Genomic DNA, 17,241 nt, shown 5'->3' with positions numbered 1-17,241 from the left:
TAAAATCTCTGTATTTGGTCACTAAAGATGAGATAATCATCCCAAAACCAAGTCCAAGTATTCCAATCAGCAAAATAGTTATGGGGAAAAAAATAGTACTCCAATTAAACGAAATTAATGCTCCTTTCCAATAAAAATAGGCATAAAACACAAAAAAAATAAAGAGTTGAATTCCGAATTTAATCAAGTTTGAAATCACTACTGTTAACGGTGCAATAAGTCTTGGAAAATAGACTTTACCGAAAATTCCTGCATTAGATGCAAATGTATTAGAGGTACCTGTCAAGCAAGCCGTAAAGTAATTCCATATGGTCAGACTCGCCAAATTGAATAAAAAAGGAGGAACCTCACCCGTTCTGATTCCTGCCATATTATTAAAAATGATTGTAAAAGTTATAGAGGTAAACAAAGGCTGGATCAAATACCAAAAAGGACCTAAAACAGTTTGTTTATAAACCGTAACAATATCTCTTTTAACAAAAAGTATTAAAAGGTCTCGATATCTCCATACCTCTACGAGATTGAAGGAAAAAAATTTATTCTTAGGTGTTATTTCAAACAACCAAGTCTCATTTTCATTGGAATTTGGTTTCATAAAAAATAGCTCTAATCAATCGAGCAAGTGGTATTTGACTAATGCAAATAAATAAAAATTATTATAACAAATTGATATAAAATTAAAAAAGGTGTTTTAAAAACACCTTTTTTAACTATCAATCATACTGATAACTTTATTTGTCTAATACTTCAAAAGTTGAATTCATACTTTTAAATTCAGGAACAATAACTTTCATTTTGGCAACAATATCATCATTCCCGAAGAAGTTTGCCATACCTATCAATTCTTCAATATCAATATGTAAATTTTCAAACTCATCTTGAATTTCTTGTGCAATCATAATTTTCTCATGATAAGTTGGCAATGTTTTGGCTGTATCATTAAGAAGCTCTTCATATAATTTTTCACCTGGACGTAATCCTACAACTTCTATTTTTATTTCTCTATCAGGAATAAAACCAGCTAGTTTAATCATTTTTTTAGCCAAGTCAAGTATTTTTACTGGTTTACCCATATCAAAAATATAAATCTCACCACCATTACCCATTGCTCCTGCTTCTAGTACTAACTGACAAGCTTCTGGAATGGTCATAAAATATCTTATAATATCTGGATGTGTAATGGTAACTGGTCCACCATTTGCAATTTGTTTTGTAAATAATGGGACAACAGAACCATTAGAGCCTAATACGTTCCCAAAACGAGTGGTTATAAATTTAGTTGCATTTGGATTGTTGAGTTGTTTGTTTTTAATCTGTAATGATTGTACATACTTCTCTGCAATTCTCTTACTTGCTCCCATCACATTACTTGGATTCACTGCTTTATCAGTAGAAACCATAACGAATTTTATCACTTCAAATTCACAAGCCAAATCAGCTAAATTTTTGGTTCCTTCAATGTTTGTCGATATAGCTTGTGAAGGATTCTCTTCCATTAAAGGAACGTGTTTGTAAGCTGCTGCATGATACACCACTTGAGGTTTAAAAGTCTTAAAAACCTTTGTCATGGCATCTTTATTTCGAACATCAGCAATCACATTTCTAATCTTTGATTTTGGATATGTCTTTTCTAATTCTAAACTTAAATGATGCAATGGTGTTTCAGCTTGATCTAAAATGATTACCCTCTTAGGATTAAAGGTCAAAACTTGTCTAACAATTTCACTTCCAATAGAACCAGCAGCCCCAGATATCAAAATAGTCTTATCTTTTAATTGCTTAGAAATCGATTTATTATCCAAAACGATTGGTTTTCTTTCTAAAAGATCTTCAATTTGAATATTTTTTACTTTTTGAGAAATTTCTTTTTGGTTTTCCCAGTCGGTAATCAAAGGAACGGTATAGACTCTGTAATTGAACTCCAAACATTGATCTACGATGATTAATTGTTCCTCTTTACTAATACTTTTATCGGCCATAATCACAGCCTCAGCACCAACAGATCGCATTAAAGAAGGAAGCTTTTTCTTCTGAACTAAGATTGGTAAATCTAACATCCTTTTAGAAGCATTCTGATTATTTCTATCAACAAAACCAACAATCTTGAAACGACTTGGTGTTTCAAACTTCAAAGCATTAGCCACTGAAATAGCATTTGCATCGGTTCCATAAATTACTGTTCTAATCAATTTAGTTGCATTCTTTTCAGATAAATACAATTCAAAAGTTTGTTTAACGACTACTCGGTACAAAAACAATCCACAAAAAGAAAGGACAATATTGATAAAAAAAGCGGTATTCAAGAATACTCTCTCGTTGTATAACAACTCAAATGCAAAATTAAAAATGAGAAACACAACCAAAACAGACATTTGTGAAAACAAAAGTTTCACCGCATCTATATAAGAAGAATGTCTAATTATCCCAGAATATGTTCTATAAATCCAGAAAAACAAAACATTGACTGTAAAAAAACTTACAGTAAAAAAAACATCATGAGGTGTAATAATATATTTTAGCCCTGTCCCTCTAAAAATTAGTAAGGTAAAGAAAAAAGTGATTATCAAAACTGAGAAGTCGATCATAACAATAATCCACCTAGGTAAATAACTCAAATTACGAATACTCAATTTTAAATTATCTCTAGATAAAATCCCAGTATATATGGAGTTTTTTATCATATTTTATACGGTATTAAATTTCTATACAGAAAAACTATTTTAACAAAAATACTAATAATTATCAATCGAAAAACAAAATTAACAATCAAAACAGCAATTATTCTCAGCTTAAATCATTACTTTCAGATAGCCAAACTATTAGCTTTTTTCTTCTATTTCATTTCTTTATTAACGAAGGTCTTAACAATTAGGATTGCCTAAAAAACTTTTATAATTAAAAATCTACAATAAGTAAAATCTCCTTTTACTTTTTATTTAAATTAATTAGACCTAGACCATTTGTTCCTTAACTAAATTAACTTTTTGAAGCACCCTGTTTCTAATAAATAGATATACAGCAACTTGCAAAACCAAAAACAAAACAACTTCCAATATTGAAGCTTTTATGTTCACCAAATATATTGTAACACCATTTAACAATAACTGTATGACAGCATATAATACTGAAACAGCAATATGCGGATACTTTAATTCATTGGCTAAATATTGATACAAATGAGATCGGTGCGGTTCAAAAATATTTTCTTTTCTTTTAATACGCGCCACAATAGTAAGTATTCCATCAATTCCATAAAGTGAAATAAAAAGTATATATTCTATCTGACCTGTTCCAAAAATCGTTTTTAACATAAAGTATCCTAAAAACAATGCCATACTAATACTACCAACATCTCCTGCAAATGTCTTGGCTTTTTTTCGAACGTTAAAAAAACCAAATGCGCAACAGGACAATCCCATTGTAATTAATAACGGAATACTATCATAATTTATTTTCAAAAATGAGAAACTCAATATAGTTACAAATGCATACAACACGGTAATTCCGTTGATTCCATCCATAAAATTAAAAATATTGACCCAACCAATAGTTAAAATAAAAAGGATGGGTAAAATCCAGATGGCTTGATCAAACAAGCCTAAACTATAAAAAATCAGACTTACTGCTATTGTGTGAGAAGCAAACCTAGGCAATTGAGATAATGGCCTTATATCATCAATAAAACTAATGACTGCGACCAGAAGTACCGCAATCACAACCATCCATGATACATAACCCAAAAAGAAAGCTACAATTATTGCTAAGGGAAAAATAATCCCACCTCCTCTTAAAGTTATAGAAGTGTGAGAGGATCGATTATTAGGTTTATCAATAATATTAAAACGATCGGCAATTTTAAAATAAACCAATTCAAGTCCAATAAACAATACAAATAGTATAATATAATTCATATAAAAAATCTTGTAGCCTTAATTTGAAAAGACTTATATTTTAAATTTCAAAATTCCTAACAAATACTCTCCATAACCGGATTTTTTTAAGGGCTCTGCTAAATCTCTCAATTGTTGGTCTGTTATAAAACCTTGTCTCCAAGCAATTTCTTCGATACAGCCTACTTTCAATCCTTGACGTTCTTCTAAAACCTGAACAAATTGCCCTGCTTGCATTAAACTATTAAAAGTTCCCGTATCCAACCAGGCTGTACCTCGACTTAAAATTCCAACTTTTAATTTCCCTTGTTCCAGATACACTTTATTAACATCAGTAATTTCATACTCTCCTCTTGCGCTTGGCTTGATACTTTTGGCAATTTCCACCACCGAATTATCGTAAAAATACAATCCTGGAACTGCGTAATTCGATTTTGGCACTAAAGGTTTTTCTTCTATCGAAAGAGCATTCAGATTTTTATCAAACTCCACAACACCATATCTTTCGGGATCCGAAACATGATACGCAAAAACTACTCCTCCATTTGGTTTGGTATTGGACTTTAATAATTCATGCATTTTGGAACCAAAGAAAATATTGTCTCCTAAAACTAGAGCAACATCATCGTTACCTATAAATTCTTCTCCAATCACAAAAGCCTGTGCTAATCCGTTTGGAATAGCCTGTTCTGCATAACTGAACTTACAGCCAATCGTACTACCGTCTCCTAACAGTTTTTTAAAATTAGGCAAATCGTGAGGAGTCGAAATAATTAATATTTCATTTATGCCAGCCATCATCAAAGTAGATAGTGGATAATAAATCATTGGTTTATCATAAACCGGCATCATTTGCTTACTCATGGCAAGCGTTAATGGATGTAAGCGTGTACCGGATCCTCCAGCCAATATAATTCCTTTCATTATTTTATAGTTTTCTGTTATCTGTTTCCCTTTTTGGACTTGAAAGCCAATTATTAATCACAAGCTGTTGTTAACTTTCACTTTTGCCTATTGCCTTAATCCCCAACAACTCCATACATCTAACCAAACTAGTTTTATAATCAGGGACTGTAACACCAAAAGTATTTTTTATCTTAGTTTTATCCAATAAAGAATATTGCGGACGCTTTGCAGGTGTAGGGTAAGCCGAAGAAGGAATACCGCTTATCTCACAATCAAATCCTCCTATTTCCTGAATAGTCAAAGCAAATTCATACCAACTAATTTCTCCTTCATTAGAAAAATTGTAAATTCCAGACTGCCATTTTGGATGCAAAATAATAGTAAGAATTGCTTGAGCCAAATCAGCTGCATAAGTAGGACTACCTATCTGATCATTAACCACATTCAAGGAATCTCTTTCTTGCATTAAACGCGACATTGTTTTTACAAAATTATTTCCAAAACTGGAATACACCCATGAAGTTCTGAGAATAATTGCATTTGGATTCTCCTCCAAACAAGCCTTTTCTCCAGCTAATTTGGTTTCTCCATACACATTAATTGGATTAGGGACAGCTAATTCTGTTAAGGCAGTTGAAGCTGTACCATCAAAAACATAATCGGTAGAAACATGGACGAACTTACAGCTATTATTATGACTCCATTTGGCCATAATGGCTACGGACTGATGATTCAATATATCAGACAATTCAAATTCTGATTCCGCTTTGTCCACAGCAGTATGGGCAGCACAGTTAACAATAATCTGTGGGTTAATTTTAGAAATTGACGATTCTAAATTGGCTAAATCACATAAATCCAATTCCTGCCAATCTGTAAAAACCCATTCAAATTGAGGGTATTGGGATGACAATACTTTTAATTCTGAACCCAATTGTCCATTTCCTCCAGTTACTAAAATTTTATTTCTATTATTCAAAACTCCAATCTATTTCGTTAAAACTAGGTAAAATCAAATCTTTCTCAGAAACAATCGCTTCAGCAGCATCCACTTGCCAATCAATATTCAAAGTCGGATCATCATAACGAATTCCTCTTTCGCTTTCCTTATGATAAGATTGATCTACTTTATACAATACTGAAGCTGTTTCACTCAACACTGAAAATCCATGTGCAAAACCATGGGGCACCATCAATTGTTTTTTGTTTTCAGCACTCAAAACTACTGAAAAGTGTTGCCCATAAGTAGGTGAGTTTTTACGCAAATCTAATGCAACATCTAATATTTCTCCTTCCAAGACACGCACTAATTTAGCTTGAGCAAAAGGGTTGATTTGCAAATGCAAACCTCTAATCACCCCTCTTTTAGAAAAAGATTGATTGTCTTGAATAAATTGGTAATTAATTCCGTTTTGATAAAATTTAGCTTGATTATAAGCTTCAAAGAAATAACCGCGTTCGTCAGGAAACACGGTTGGATTAATGATTACTAAGTCTTCTATTGGTGTTTTTTCTATAGTCATTATATATTTATTGTTTAAAAGAGTCAAACGTAATTAATAACCCTTCACGAGTAGGAATAGGCAATTCTTTACCTAACGCTTTTTTAATTTTTTCATTCGAAATAACATAATTCTCTGTCAATTTTTGAAGGCGTTCTGAATTAAGAGGCAAATGTAACACATCCCCAACTGAAGCTATTTTTTTAATTAACCTAGTTGGAATCTTCATAACTCTATTCTTTTTCCCAAGACTTTGTCCTAATAATTCAATCAATTCATTAGTTGATAAGGATTCATCATCAGCAACATTATAAATACCAGAAGGAATTGAGGTGTTTTCTAATAATTCCTTTATAACAAAACACAAATTCTCAACACTCAAAAAAGAACGTTGGTTGTCAAAAGCACCTAATGGCCAAGGAAGCCCTTTGGCTACTAACTGATACAATAAATTAAGATTTCCTTTATTTCCTGGTCCATGGATCATACATGGACGCAGAATGTACACTCTTTTTCCTTGAGGTAATTTTTGATTTAAAATGTATTCTTCTGCTTGCTGTTTTGAAATACCGTAATGAGTTTTGGCCCCTGGTTTAACATCCTCGGTTAAAACCCCATCAACCACATCTGCAACCGCTTTCACTGTACTCATAAAAACAAAAACTTTAGCCTTCGATTGTAAAAAAGCATAAAAAAGTTGCTTGGTTAATTCAAAATTAGCTTCGTAATATTCTTGGGGATTGGAAACTTTTTTCAAATCATGGGCTTTACCGGCAAGATGGACTATTATATCATCTTCAAAATTAAACATTTGATTAGAAAAAAACCTAGCACTTAAAGGTTTAACCTGATAATCTGTTTTTAGATAATCTTGAAGATTTTTACCAACAAAACCTGTTGCTCCTGTAATAGTGATTTTCATTTTTTCAAAAAACCTAATATTTTCCAAATGAAACGCATTCTTATTTTCAAAGAAGAAAACACAATTCCATTCATTGAAAGTGCTTTTTGGATCTCTTTTGAAATTAATTTATATGAAGAAGCTCCTGAACTACTCAGTCCCCCGACAAGCATCGCTGTAGTAGTTATTCCCGAATATTTCCAAGAAATATTATTTTTTAAGAAAAATCTAGTAATCAACTCATAATCAGCACCTATTTTAAATCCTAATTCATAATTCCCAAACTTATCAAAAAGCTCTTTCTTAAAAAATATTGAAGGATGTGGAGGCATAAAACCAATTTTCAACTTTTCTGGACTCCAGTATTTTGAAGAATACAATCTAACAATTTTACCATTTTCTTTATGTTGAATGATATTTCCAACTGATGCATCTATAATGTTATTTTTATGAAAATCAGCTATCTCTTGGAGTACCGTTTTTGAATTAAAAGTATCGTCTGAATTCAAAATTCCTATTAAATCACCTGAAGCCATAGAAATACCTTTATTCATAGCATCATATAATCCTTTATCGGGTTCAGAAACCCATTTTGTAATTTTATCCTCTTGCTTTTTGATAATTTCTAAAGTAGCATCCTTTGAATTTCCATCAATAATAATATACTCTACATTTTTATAACTTTGATTGGCAACTGACAAAATTGTTGTCTCAAGAGTTGACGCACTATTATAACAAACAGTGATTATTGAAATTTTCATAATTAATTGTTATTTTTTTAATAGTCGTTCAATCAAAAATCGTACTAAATAAATCCTATAACGTATCTTAAACTCTACAGAAGTTAAAGAAACCATACCTCCCGTTGATACATTACCGTTATGTCTTCTATACATTATAAGCTTATCATTTAAAATTTTATATTTAAATAAAAAAGCTCCAACTAAAAACAACCAATTATCATGTGTACAAAACAGTCTATTTGACGGAAAAGGTAGAGCCTTTTTCAAGATAACAGATCTAAATACTAGGCAACATCCAAGATAACTGAATTTGATTAAATTTCCTATTCTTGTTTTTTTTACTTTTCTTATATCAAAATACGATTCTGAAATAACCTTATTAGAACCATCTATTATTTTACAATCTGAAACTACAAGATCAAAATTCTTTAGCTCCTTTAAACATACATCTACTTTATTATTTTCCCAAATATCATCTTGATCACTTAAAAAAACAACTTCTCCGTTCACTTGTTTAAGAGCATTTTCAAAATTACTAGTATAACCTTTTTCTTCATTAAAAAATAATTTTATACGCGAATCTGAGATTTCATTAATTAATCTAACTGTATTGTCTGTCGAATTATCATCAGAAATTATAAGTTCATCATCCTTAGACAACTGACTTAAAATTGATTGTATTTGTTCTTTTATATATTTCTCTCCATTGTATGTTGCCATACAAACTGATATTCTTTCCATAATTAAAATAATTTCAATTCTTATCCATAAAAATACTACTATGAGTGCTTTTTTTCAAATAAAAGATAAATAAATATAAAATAAGAAACAACTCATAAATACCTGAACCCGTAATAAAAGTTAATTTATAGTTATAAATAATTAATAATAAAGCAAAAATAAAATATACTCTATAAATATAATGCTCTCTTATTTTATATAAGATTTTAATTCCTTTAAAAAAAACATACAAATGATATAGAACAATAAATATTGTCCCCATTAATCCGTATAAAAAAAGAAGATGAATATACCCAATATCTGAATTCTTTGGTGGCAATCCTAAACCAAAAAACAAATCATATCCTTTTGGAAAAACTATCATATCATCCATAAGAGCATTAGCTGAATCATTACCGTAACTATCTGCAATAACAACATCTTGAGGAATTGAAATACCAAAATAATCACCAAAATCTGGAAAAGAAACTGTTAATACTAAAATCAATAAATTAATATACTCTATTAAAACATTTGCTATAACATAACCAGCTAAAAGCAAGTGAACAAATCGAATCTTGTTTCTATTTAAATAAATTAAGTAAAATATAAGTACTATACAAAAAACCATTGTTGTCCTTGATGTTAAAAAACAACTTACAATGGAGAAAATAATAGCTATGCTATTGAATATTTTGAATTTCTCATCCTTAACTATTGAAAAGACAACTAAGCTAAACAAGCAATAAAATCCAGCATAATCAAAAGAATTAAAAACACCAAAACTTCTAAATGGAACTAATTTTTTATCGTATCCAACAATAGGTGCAAAAAAATTTCTTGTCTCTGGGAAAACAAATTGAAATATAACAACTAATACATTTACTAATAAAACTAATTTCAAAATATTGACAAATTGTTTTTTTGAATATATTAACTTGTCAAACAGTAATGATATAGTTATAGTTGATAAAACAATTCTAACGTTTCTAGCTAATAAAAAAGAATCTATTTTTAAAGTTAAAAAATATGTTATAATACTAAATAAAAATAAAAAAATAGAAAAATAGAAAATATCCTTTTTTAAGAAATATGATAAGGAATTATTGTATCCAGCAAAAAACATTAATAAAATGATATTACAAAAAAAACCTAAATTTACGCTACCTACTTTAAATGGATAAATATTAAAAAATAAAAAAACAAATAAAAAAAAGGTCTTTATTGTGTGTTTTTTAAAAACTAAATGTGTCGGATATTCATTCATTAAATTTTAAAGCTTTTGCATATTTTATATTTCAAAATTTAGAATACTAATTATTATAAATTAAATTTAAGTTTTTGTATGTAATATTTACATCAAAATACTTTCTAGAATTCAAAGTGTTATTAATGAGACTTTCATTAAGTTTTTCTTTAATTTTGTCAGCGATGGATTTATAATCATTTATATCTGATCTCTCAATGATAACCCCTAATCCTTCCCTACAAAACTCCGCAGAACCAAGTACATTATAATTTACTACTGGTAATAATCCTGAAGCCAAATATTCTACAAACTTAACCCCTAATCTACTATCTTCAATATTCATAATCTGAAGCCCAACAGAACATTCTTTATAAAGTTCTGGCAACATATCATAAGACAAATTATAAAAAAATTCCGTACTTGTTAAAATACTATCATACTTATCTTTCATCAATACTTCTTCAAGTTTGGTGCGATTTGTCCCTGTAGCAACTATTAACTTTGAATTATTAAAAAAAGGACGAATGTTTAAAAAAAAATCTAAATATGTTTCTAAATTATTCCAATTTCCTAAGCTACCTGTATATAAAAAATTAATTGTTTCGTAATTCCTTTTATATTGAGACGAAATATTAAACTCTTCATAATCTACTGAATTATAATAAACAACATGTTTTTCTTTGTTATGCTCAATATTATTTCTATTTAAAATTTCATGCATAAAAGGCTTAGATATAAAAATAGTTTTTGAGACATTTCGTAAAATTAAATTTTCAAAAAAAAGCCACAATTTATCACTAATAGAGTTTTCACTCCAAAATCCTACTGTTTTATTTTCGTTAACATAATCTGATCTTGGATCAAAAATTAAAATTCCTTTAGCTTTATAAAACATAACAAAAATTAAAGAAACAGGATAAGAACGCAAATGATAAATTACTGCAGACTTTTCATAAAATATATCCTTAATATTTATATATAAAAGATATGGTATTAAATTAATATAAAAAAAAGGTAACATAAAAAAGCGCAAAACAAATAAACGTGATCTAACAAAAAATATTGGGTATATCGTGGAACCAATCCCTTGCTTTTTAAAATTCTGTCTAAAATCAAATATTTCACGATTATAAAGTATGATATCCAATAATGAACAAAATACATGAACTTCAATCTTATACTTATCAGGATAATTTTCTTTTAATTTAATTAATGGTAAAAAATTCTGCGAATAAATAAGCCCCTTATTCCAAAAATCTTCATTGAAAATTGTAAATTTTATTGTTTTAGTTTGCATTTTAAAATTATGACTATTAGACACTTACATGATTAAAGATTTGTTAACACTTCAAAGTATTCTTTACAAATAATAATAAAGAATAGACTTAAATAAATATTGCAACTTGTTTTTAGAAGAAAGAAATTGGTATTTAATAATTATCAACTATCTCCAAATTATTTTTATAGTATTTATACATACTTTCAAATCTTTTCGCATATTTTTCATTAAAATCATCATTGTTAATGTAAAATGAATTAATTAGAATCTTACCATCAAATAAAATATTTAAATTTAACAGTGCTGAACAAAAAAAACCTGTTACAGCAAATGGTAAGTTTTTTGTTTTAATTAAATATAATTCAATGATAGACGCAGTTTTCTCTATTTTTATATTCATCTCATTTTCAATCAATTCCAATTTCAACTCTGATTCACGCCTATGTGGTATATATATGATTTCTTTATTAGAAAAATACTCTTTTATTTTTGACAAATACAAAAAGTATTTATCTTGTTCTATAGCCCTAAGTTCAACAATACAAGATCCTAAAAAGATTACTTTATTTTCATTAATACTCCTAGCAATAGTCTCTTCCCTGAAATACTGATAACTATTGTGTATAATTTTATGATTCAACAACAAATTTGAATAAATACTAAAAAATTCGACATCATTGTTCTTATTTAACTTAAAATCAAATAAATATTTTTTTAAAAAGAACTTTAATTTTCTCTTTTTATCTACATTTAAATAATCTTTCATGATATCAATTGTTGCAGTACCATCATCTAAAATTATAAGCTTATTACATTTAACAATGTTCCCAAAATGAATCATAAAATCTGGTCTATAATCACCTATAAAAAGATAATAAACATTTTTAATTACTTCTGAAATTTTTTTTAATTCATCAATAATATATTTAGTAATTCGAATTCTAAAATACTTTTTTTCAATTGGAAATATTTTATAAATTTCATTCCAATTTGAATAATAATCTAATAATTGATCTATTTGAGTATTACTATAATCATTTAGACTATATACGACTATTAATTTGCAATTTTTTAAATTAAAGTAATTTTTAGCCTCTATAGCGTTAAATAATTGTAAAGGCGACTCTATCAAAAAAATGGAAGGATTTAAAATCATAAATTAAAAAAATAAAGTATTAAAAAAATTTATTTTGTTTTTTCAAATCAATATAATGATCAATATCTCTATATTTAAAAACCTTTGCTGGGTGCCCTCCTGCAATTGCATATTTAGGAATATCTGAAACAACAACACTTCCAGCTTGAATAATAGCCCCCTCTCCAATTGTTACTCCTCCTAATATAATAACCCTACTACCTAACCAAACATTTGATTCTATAATAATATTTTTATTTATATATGTATTATCATACGGAATTGCGATTCCAAAATCAAAATTATGTATTGAAGAAATTAAAAGGCAATCAACACCCGAATGAAAATTATCACCAATAACAGTTTTACCACAACCTTCAATCTTAATACCATTAAAATTTACATTATTGCCTAAAAAAGTATTTGGGGTAACAGAAGATTTTCCATTAACTTTTAAATTATCTCCAACGCTTGCAGCTTGTTTGCTAATTTTTTTTCTATAATAACAACCTTTAATAATTATAAACAATTTAATTAAACTATAAGTAAAATTCATCTTGACAATTTTGAATTAATAATTGTTTTTAGCGGATTATACAATACAAATGATGATATAAATATATATATCATCATTTTAATAACAAAACTAAAATATAACAAGGCAACCATGGAAATTAAAAAAAAAGCCAAAACTGTACATAGCGAATTTGTAATTCCTACTCCAACTCTTGAAATTTTCTTTACAACAATACCTGTTATAATTGCAAAAATCATTTTAGTTAATATGAATGCAAATGCAGCACCAATAACTCCGTGAATTGGAACTAACAAAATATTGGAAATTAAGTTAATTACTGCAGAAGCAATCGTAATAACGGCTAACTTTCTTAATCCTTTACCCGAAATCTCATAAAATAAATCTGTAGAATATATAAAATAAATTCCGTTAAAAGCATACCCAAAAGCTAAAAAAGGGACATACTGAAAACCTTGAATAAAATCTCCTTTTGCCATTAATTCCAATACTTCCTTTGAAAAAAGTGAGACCCCCATAGCGAACAATGAAAATAATAAAATTGAAAGTTTAGTAACAATTTTAATTTGACTGTTATTATTCATTTTTACTTGTTCATTAAACCACGGAGTAAAAGCTTGATTAAAAGCCATAGTAAAAATATTAGAGAGATTACCAAACTGATAAGCAATATTATAAACCCCTGCCTCTTTAACTCCTAAATACTTATTGATTACAAATCTATCCAACATAGTTGAAGTCATTCCTCCTAAAGAATGAGGAATTAGAGGAAGCGAATAATTTAACGCCTTTTTAAACAATACCTTATTAAATCTCCAATTTAATTTTTTTAGAAAAATAATGATGATAATCATATCAATCAATAAAATTGACAAAGTCTGTGCTTTTAAAACACCTTCTGCTTTTTGTCTAAAAACTACTAGAAGCAGTACAGTTATTAAAATATTTACTATAGAGAGAAAAAAATCTAATAAGGCTACTTTCTTGCCTTCTTGTTTTGATTGTAAAATTACTTGATAAACTAAATAAATGGGTCTTAATAATACGGTCATAAGACCCCAAAACACATATGGATAAAAATCAATTCCAGGCATTATTACTAAAAAGAAATCTGAAAATATTAGAGCAAGAATAGTCCAAAATATTGAGTTGATAATTATCGTAATAAAAATTGTTGAAAAAAATGTATCTAATACCTTTGGTCTATCAACAAGTTCAATATAGAAACGATTAATCGATCCACTCAACGATAATGTATAAATTGTACTCATAAAAGCCGTAAGGGCTGTTACTAAACCAATAATCCCATACTCATCTGTTGTTAAGAGATTAGTATAAAGTGGTAATAATAAAAAATTAATTGATTTAGAAAAAAGTGAAAAAAACGTATAAAGAGAAGTATTCTTTGCTATTTTATTATAACTCATTATTTAAATATATTCATTTATCTTGTCATAAAATATTGTTACTTCCAAACAAAAACATTTATAATCAAAAAATAATTATCTTAAATTAAAAACTAATTTTTACAAACTTTATTGAAGATCTATAATTAATATTATTTACTTCATAATAACTAAGATAAACATCATTTGCATCAAGTAATATAGAAGGATAACTAAATGAAAAATCTTTTGAAGTTTCAATATTTGCTATAAAGTGCCAATTATAACCTTTATCTTTACTATAAGCAAATGTAAGAGGCGTTCTATTACCACCAGATTTTTCGTAATTAAAATCCGTATTATTCCATGCCATATAAAGTATATCAGAATCTTTCTTTTTGACAATTGTTTGAGGTGCCGCTGGAGATTTTATATTAGAATATTCAAAGTTCCAGCTAATTCCATTATTATGTGATCTTGCAAAAAGAATTTTCCCTTTCTGCGTTCTTATATTTAAAAGCAATTCAGTGTCAGAAAGAACAGTTAAACACGGTTCCATAAGAGCAAAATCTTTTACAAGACTAACTGTTTGCTGCCAAGTTTTACCCAAATCATCAGAATAAAAACAAAAAACCTTTTGAGAGTTATAGTTTTGATAAATATCACCATTTGGTACAGCAACTGGCACCCATAAACGATTGTTTTCATATACAACCCTACCATTATTAATTATATAATATCCAGAATTATATTGATTAATTATTTTAGGTTTACTCCATGTTTTTCCTTGATCAAATGACTCTTTAAAATAAATATTAATATGACTTGTGCTTTCCTTAGAAGAAAAAAACAATAATAAATGTTGATCTGAAATTTTAACTAAACTTGGATTAGCCACATTTATTGTTGCAAGATTCTCTTGCAAAACCTCAGGTTCTGACCATGTAAGGCCTTCATCGATACTTTTTACACCTATTATTTTCGTATCATTATTTAAATCATCAAATTTTTCCCAACTTACTCCTGACATAAATAAGGAGCCATCATTTAACTTTATTGTTGATGAAAAAGAGTACTGCCTATTAAGAAATCCACTTTTCAAAACAGTTGTATAAATTATATTACTCTTAATTGGTTCTTGAATTGTATCTAATTTTATTGTAACTAAATTTTGCAATCTATCATTTTCAATAATGCCTTGGTCTGCTTCACAATTACAAAAAGAAAGCAAAAATACAATATAAATAAAAGATTTCACTAGCTTAATATATACAATATTCTTTATTTTAAAATATAGCATCTTTCTAAATAATTCAAGTTACTAGTTAATTGACTTGTTTAATTGTAATTCGAATACAAACAAAGTTAGTTTTATTAGAAAACCTTCCAAAGTCACTGCATTTATAGTTCTTGGAAAAAGTTTTTTAATATCGCTAATGGTTGTTTCTACTCTCTTTCTCATTTTTAATTTTTCTTTTTTTTGTTCCAAAGTATCAACCCTTTTGGAATTTGATTCTATTTGAATTTTCCAAAAAAATGCATTTTTGTTTAAGTGCAAAATCCTCCAAAGCATAATCCAAATAAACACTATCGCCGTAAAGAGAGGGTTCTGCGGGTCATTGGTCAATCATCTTTCCTATTGCCTTCGCATCGGCTGTTTTTCCTGGCGTAAAATGAAAAACTATAGGAATACAGACTTTTGTGGTAATCAACTGTATTTTAATGTCATAAAAATAGTTCAACATGCCAATTGAATAAGCTCTCCATTTTTTTATCCTTGAGAATTTTACATTTAAGAATCCTAATATTGTTGCATACCGCAACAGGAAAGGAATCTATAATATATTGCATTTCGCAGCAAAAGATTTTAAAATAAGAACTTACAATTTCAAACAGCCTATAAAGAAGTTTTCCAACTTTATAAAGTCGTCTGTTGAATCGGCTCTCTTCGAGCATATTTAGTATAAAACTATATTACTTCATAAACCCAATGGCAGAGGAACGATTCTCATAGAAACTCGTTGATGATACAATGGCTGTTATTATCACTTCACTGTCACTTACTTTTCTTCTTACATCTTCTATGTGCCCAATTCTTTTTAAAATATCATCGATTAAACAAAAAATTGAGATTATTTTGGCTTCAAGCATTAGTTTCGTTTTTTGGTCTCAAAACAAATTTACTTAGCCTTTGCTTTGTTTATATCTTCAAACTAGCAACTTGAATTAAATATCATCATTCATCAAAATTTCAGCAATCTTAAAGTCAATAATATCATCAATATCTATTGAATTTTCCTTTGGCATAACATATTTCACCATATTCAGTTTTTGATATCCTTTTTCTAAAAGGGAATTAACTTTAATGACATAAATAGCACCATTAAGCTCATATACAATAGGACAATCCTGTCTTCTAGTGTAAATTCCATCTTTTGCTTTTCTCAAAATGCCATCATTGTCTTCTTCAAATAAAACATAATAGGGATTTGCATCAGTCTCTTTAACAGAAACAATTAGCTCGATGTTAGGATCAATCAATTGCAAAACTTCTTTAATATGCTTACCTTTTCTTAAAGGTGACGTAGGCTGTAGTAAGGCTACATAATCATAATCTATACCTTCATCTTTATAAAAACTAATTGTATGCAATATCACATCCTCAGTAGTAGCAAAATCAGTAGAAATCTCTGTTGGTCTTATAAAGGGAACCTTTATACCCAAATTTTCTGCTATTTGTTTTATTTCCAATGAATCAGTAGAAACACAAATATCTTTACCTTCTGATACTTCCAAGGCTGCTTCAATAGTATAACTAATCAAAGGCTTGCCATTAAGATCTTTAATATTCTTATTTGGAATACCTTTTGAACCTCCTCTAGCAGGAATTATATAAAGTATCTTTTTATTTAACATTCTCGATTAAAAATTAATTTCATTTACAAAATCTGAAATACAATTGCAAATATAGTTTGCTTCAGTCACGGACAAACTAA

The 17,241-nt window shown here is 28.3% G+C and carries 16 protein-coding genes and 1 pseudogene; all 17 read right to left on the bottom strand.

Translation table 11 applies throughout. From position 1 onward, the window contains the following. On the bottom strand, positions 1–595 hold a 595-nt coding region (locus ABEB18_RS11610; RefSeq protein ID WP_348799468.1), incomplete at its 3' end, for an ABC transporter permease. A gap of 136 nt (positions 596–731) precedes the next feature. Then, a complete protein-coding gene (locus ABEB18_RS11605) occupies positions 732–2,681 on the bottom strand; it encodes a polysaccharide biosynthesis protein (protein WP_348799467.1) in 1,950 nt (649 codons plus the stop codon). A gap of 270 nt (positions 2,682–2,951) precedes the next feature. Then, the gene (locus tag ABEB18_RS11600; RefSeq protein ID WP_348799466.1) at positions 2,952–3,911 is read right to left on the bottom strand and encodes an MraY family glycosyltransferase; all 960 of its coding nucleotides are present in this window, start codon (positions 3,909–3,911) and stop codon (positions 2,952–2,954) included. 33 nt (positions 3,912–3,944) lie between these two features. After that, positions 3,945–4,814, bottom strand: coding sequence for a glucose-1-phosphate thymidylyltransferase RfbA (gene rfbA, locus ABEB18_RS11595; RefSeq protein ID WP_348799465.1), 870 nt, complete (start codon positions 4,812–4,814; stop codon positions 3,945–3,947). Positions 4,815–4,884: 70 nt separating this feature from the next. Next, on the bottom strand, positions 4,885–5,775 hold the full coding sequence (rfbD, locus tag ABEB18_RS11590; protein WP_348799464.1) for a dTDP-4-dehydrorhamnose reductase: 891 nt from the start codon (positions 5,773–5,775) through the stop codon (positions 4,885–4,887). Continuing rightward, the gene (gene rfbC, locus ABEB18_RS11585) at positions 5,768–6,319 is read right to left on the bottom strand and encodes a dTDP-4-dehydrorhamnose 3,5-epimerase (protein WP_348799463.1); all 552 of its coding nucleotides are present in this window, start codon (positions 6,317–6,319) and stop codon (positions 5,768–5,770) included. Before rfbC ends, rfbD begins: the two co-directional genes overlap by 8 nt. 7 nt (positions 6,320–6,326) lie before the next feature. After that, positions 6,327–7,220, bottom strand: a complete 894-nt coding sequence (locus tag ABEB18_RS11580) for an NAD-dependent epimerase/dehydratase family protein (protein ID WP_348799462.1) — start codon at positions 7,218–7,220, stop codon at positions 6,327–6,329. Continuing rightward, positions 7,217–7,960 carry a glycosyltransferase family 2 protein gene (locus tag ABEB18_RS11575; RefSeq protein ID WP_348799461.1) on the bottom strand — a complete coding sequence of 248 codons (744 nt, stop codon included), beginning with the start codon at positions 7,958–7,960 and terminating at the stop codon, positions 7,217–7,219. The genes ABEB18_RS11580 and ABEB18_RS11575 overlap by 4 nt, the downstream gene beginning before the upstream one ends. Positions 7,961–7,969: 9 nt before the next feature. Continuing rightward, positions 7,970–8,683, bottom strand: coding sequence for a glycosyltransferase family 2 protein (locus tag ABEB18_RS11570; RefSeq protein WP_348799460.1), 714 nt, complete (start codon positions 8,681–8,683; stop codon positions 7,970–7,972). Positions 8,684–8,696: 13 nt separating this feature from the next. Continuing rightward, on the bottom strand, positions 8,697–9,929 hold the full coding sequence (locus tag ABEB18_RS11565) for a hypothetical protein (protein WP_348799459.1): 1,233 nt from the start codon (positions 9,927–9,929) through the stop codon (positions 8,697–8,699). A 46-nt stretch (positions 9,930–9,975) separates the two neighbouring features. Beyond that, complete coding sequence (locus tag ABEB18_RS11560) at positions 9,976–11,208, bottom strand: glycosyltransferase (RefSeq protein WP_348799458.1); 1,233 nt, start codon at positions 11,206–11,208, stop codon at positions 9,976–9,978. A 133-nt stretch (positions 11,209–11,341) separates the two neighbouring features. Continuing rightward, complete coding sequence (locus ABEB18_RS11555) at positions 11,342–12,346, bottom strand: hypothetical protein (protein WP_348799457.1); 1,005 nt, start codon at positions 12,344–12,346, stop codon at positions 11,342–11,344. A gap of 19 nt (positions 12,347–12,365) precedes the next feature. Then, entirely contained in the window at positions 12,366–12,881 is a 516-nt protein-coding gene (locus ABEB18_RS11550; protein WP_348799456.1) for an acyltransferase, read from the bottom strand. Then, positions 12,878–14,287 (bottom strand): lipopolysaccharide biosynthesis protein, encoded by a 1,410-nt coding sequence (locus ABEB18_RS11545; RefSeq protein ID WP_348799455.1) that lies wholly within the window; start codon positions 14,285–14,287, stop codon positions 12,878–12,880. Before ABEB18_RS11545 ends, ABEB18_RS11550 begins: the two co-directional genes overlap by 4 nt. Before the next feature lie 85 nt (positions 14,288–14,372). Further along, complete coding sequence (locus ABEB18_RS11540) at positions 14,373–15,503, bottom strand: sialidase family protein (protein WP_348799454.1); 1,131 nt, start codon at positions 15,501–15,503, stop codon at positions 14,373–14,375. 63 nt (positions 15,504–15,566) lie between these two features. Further along, positions 15,567–16,396 (bottom strand): annotated as a pseudogene (locus tag ABEB18_RS17495) (IS982 family transposase). Positions 16,397–16,471: 75 nt separating this feature from the next. Continuing rightward, positions 16,472–17,161, bottom strand: a complete 690-nt coding sequence (locus ABEB18_RS11525; RefSeq protein ID WP_348799451.1) for an acylneuraminate cytidylyltransferase family protein — start codon at positions 17,159–17,161, stop codon at positions 16,472–16,474. Positions 17,162–17,241 lie beyond the last annotated feature (80 nt).

It is taken from the genome of Flavobacterium adhaerens (assembly GCF_040045115.1).
In the GTDB taxonomy this organism is placed as follows: Bacteria; Bacteroidota; Bacteroidia; order Flavobacteriales; family Flavobacteriaceae; genus Flavobacterium; species Flavobacterium adhaerens.
Note: the sequence above shows the minus strand (reverse complement) of the source record. Positions and strands in the feature narration are given on the sequence as shown.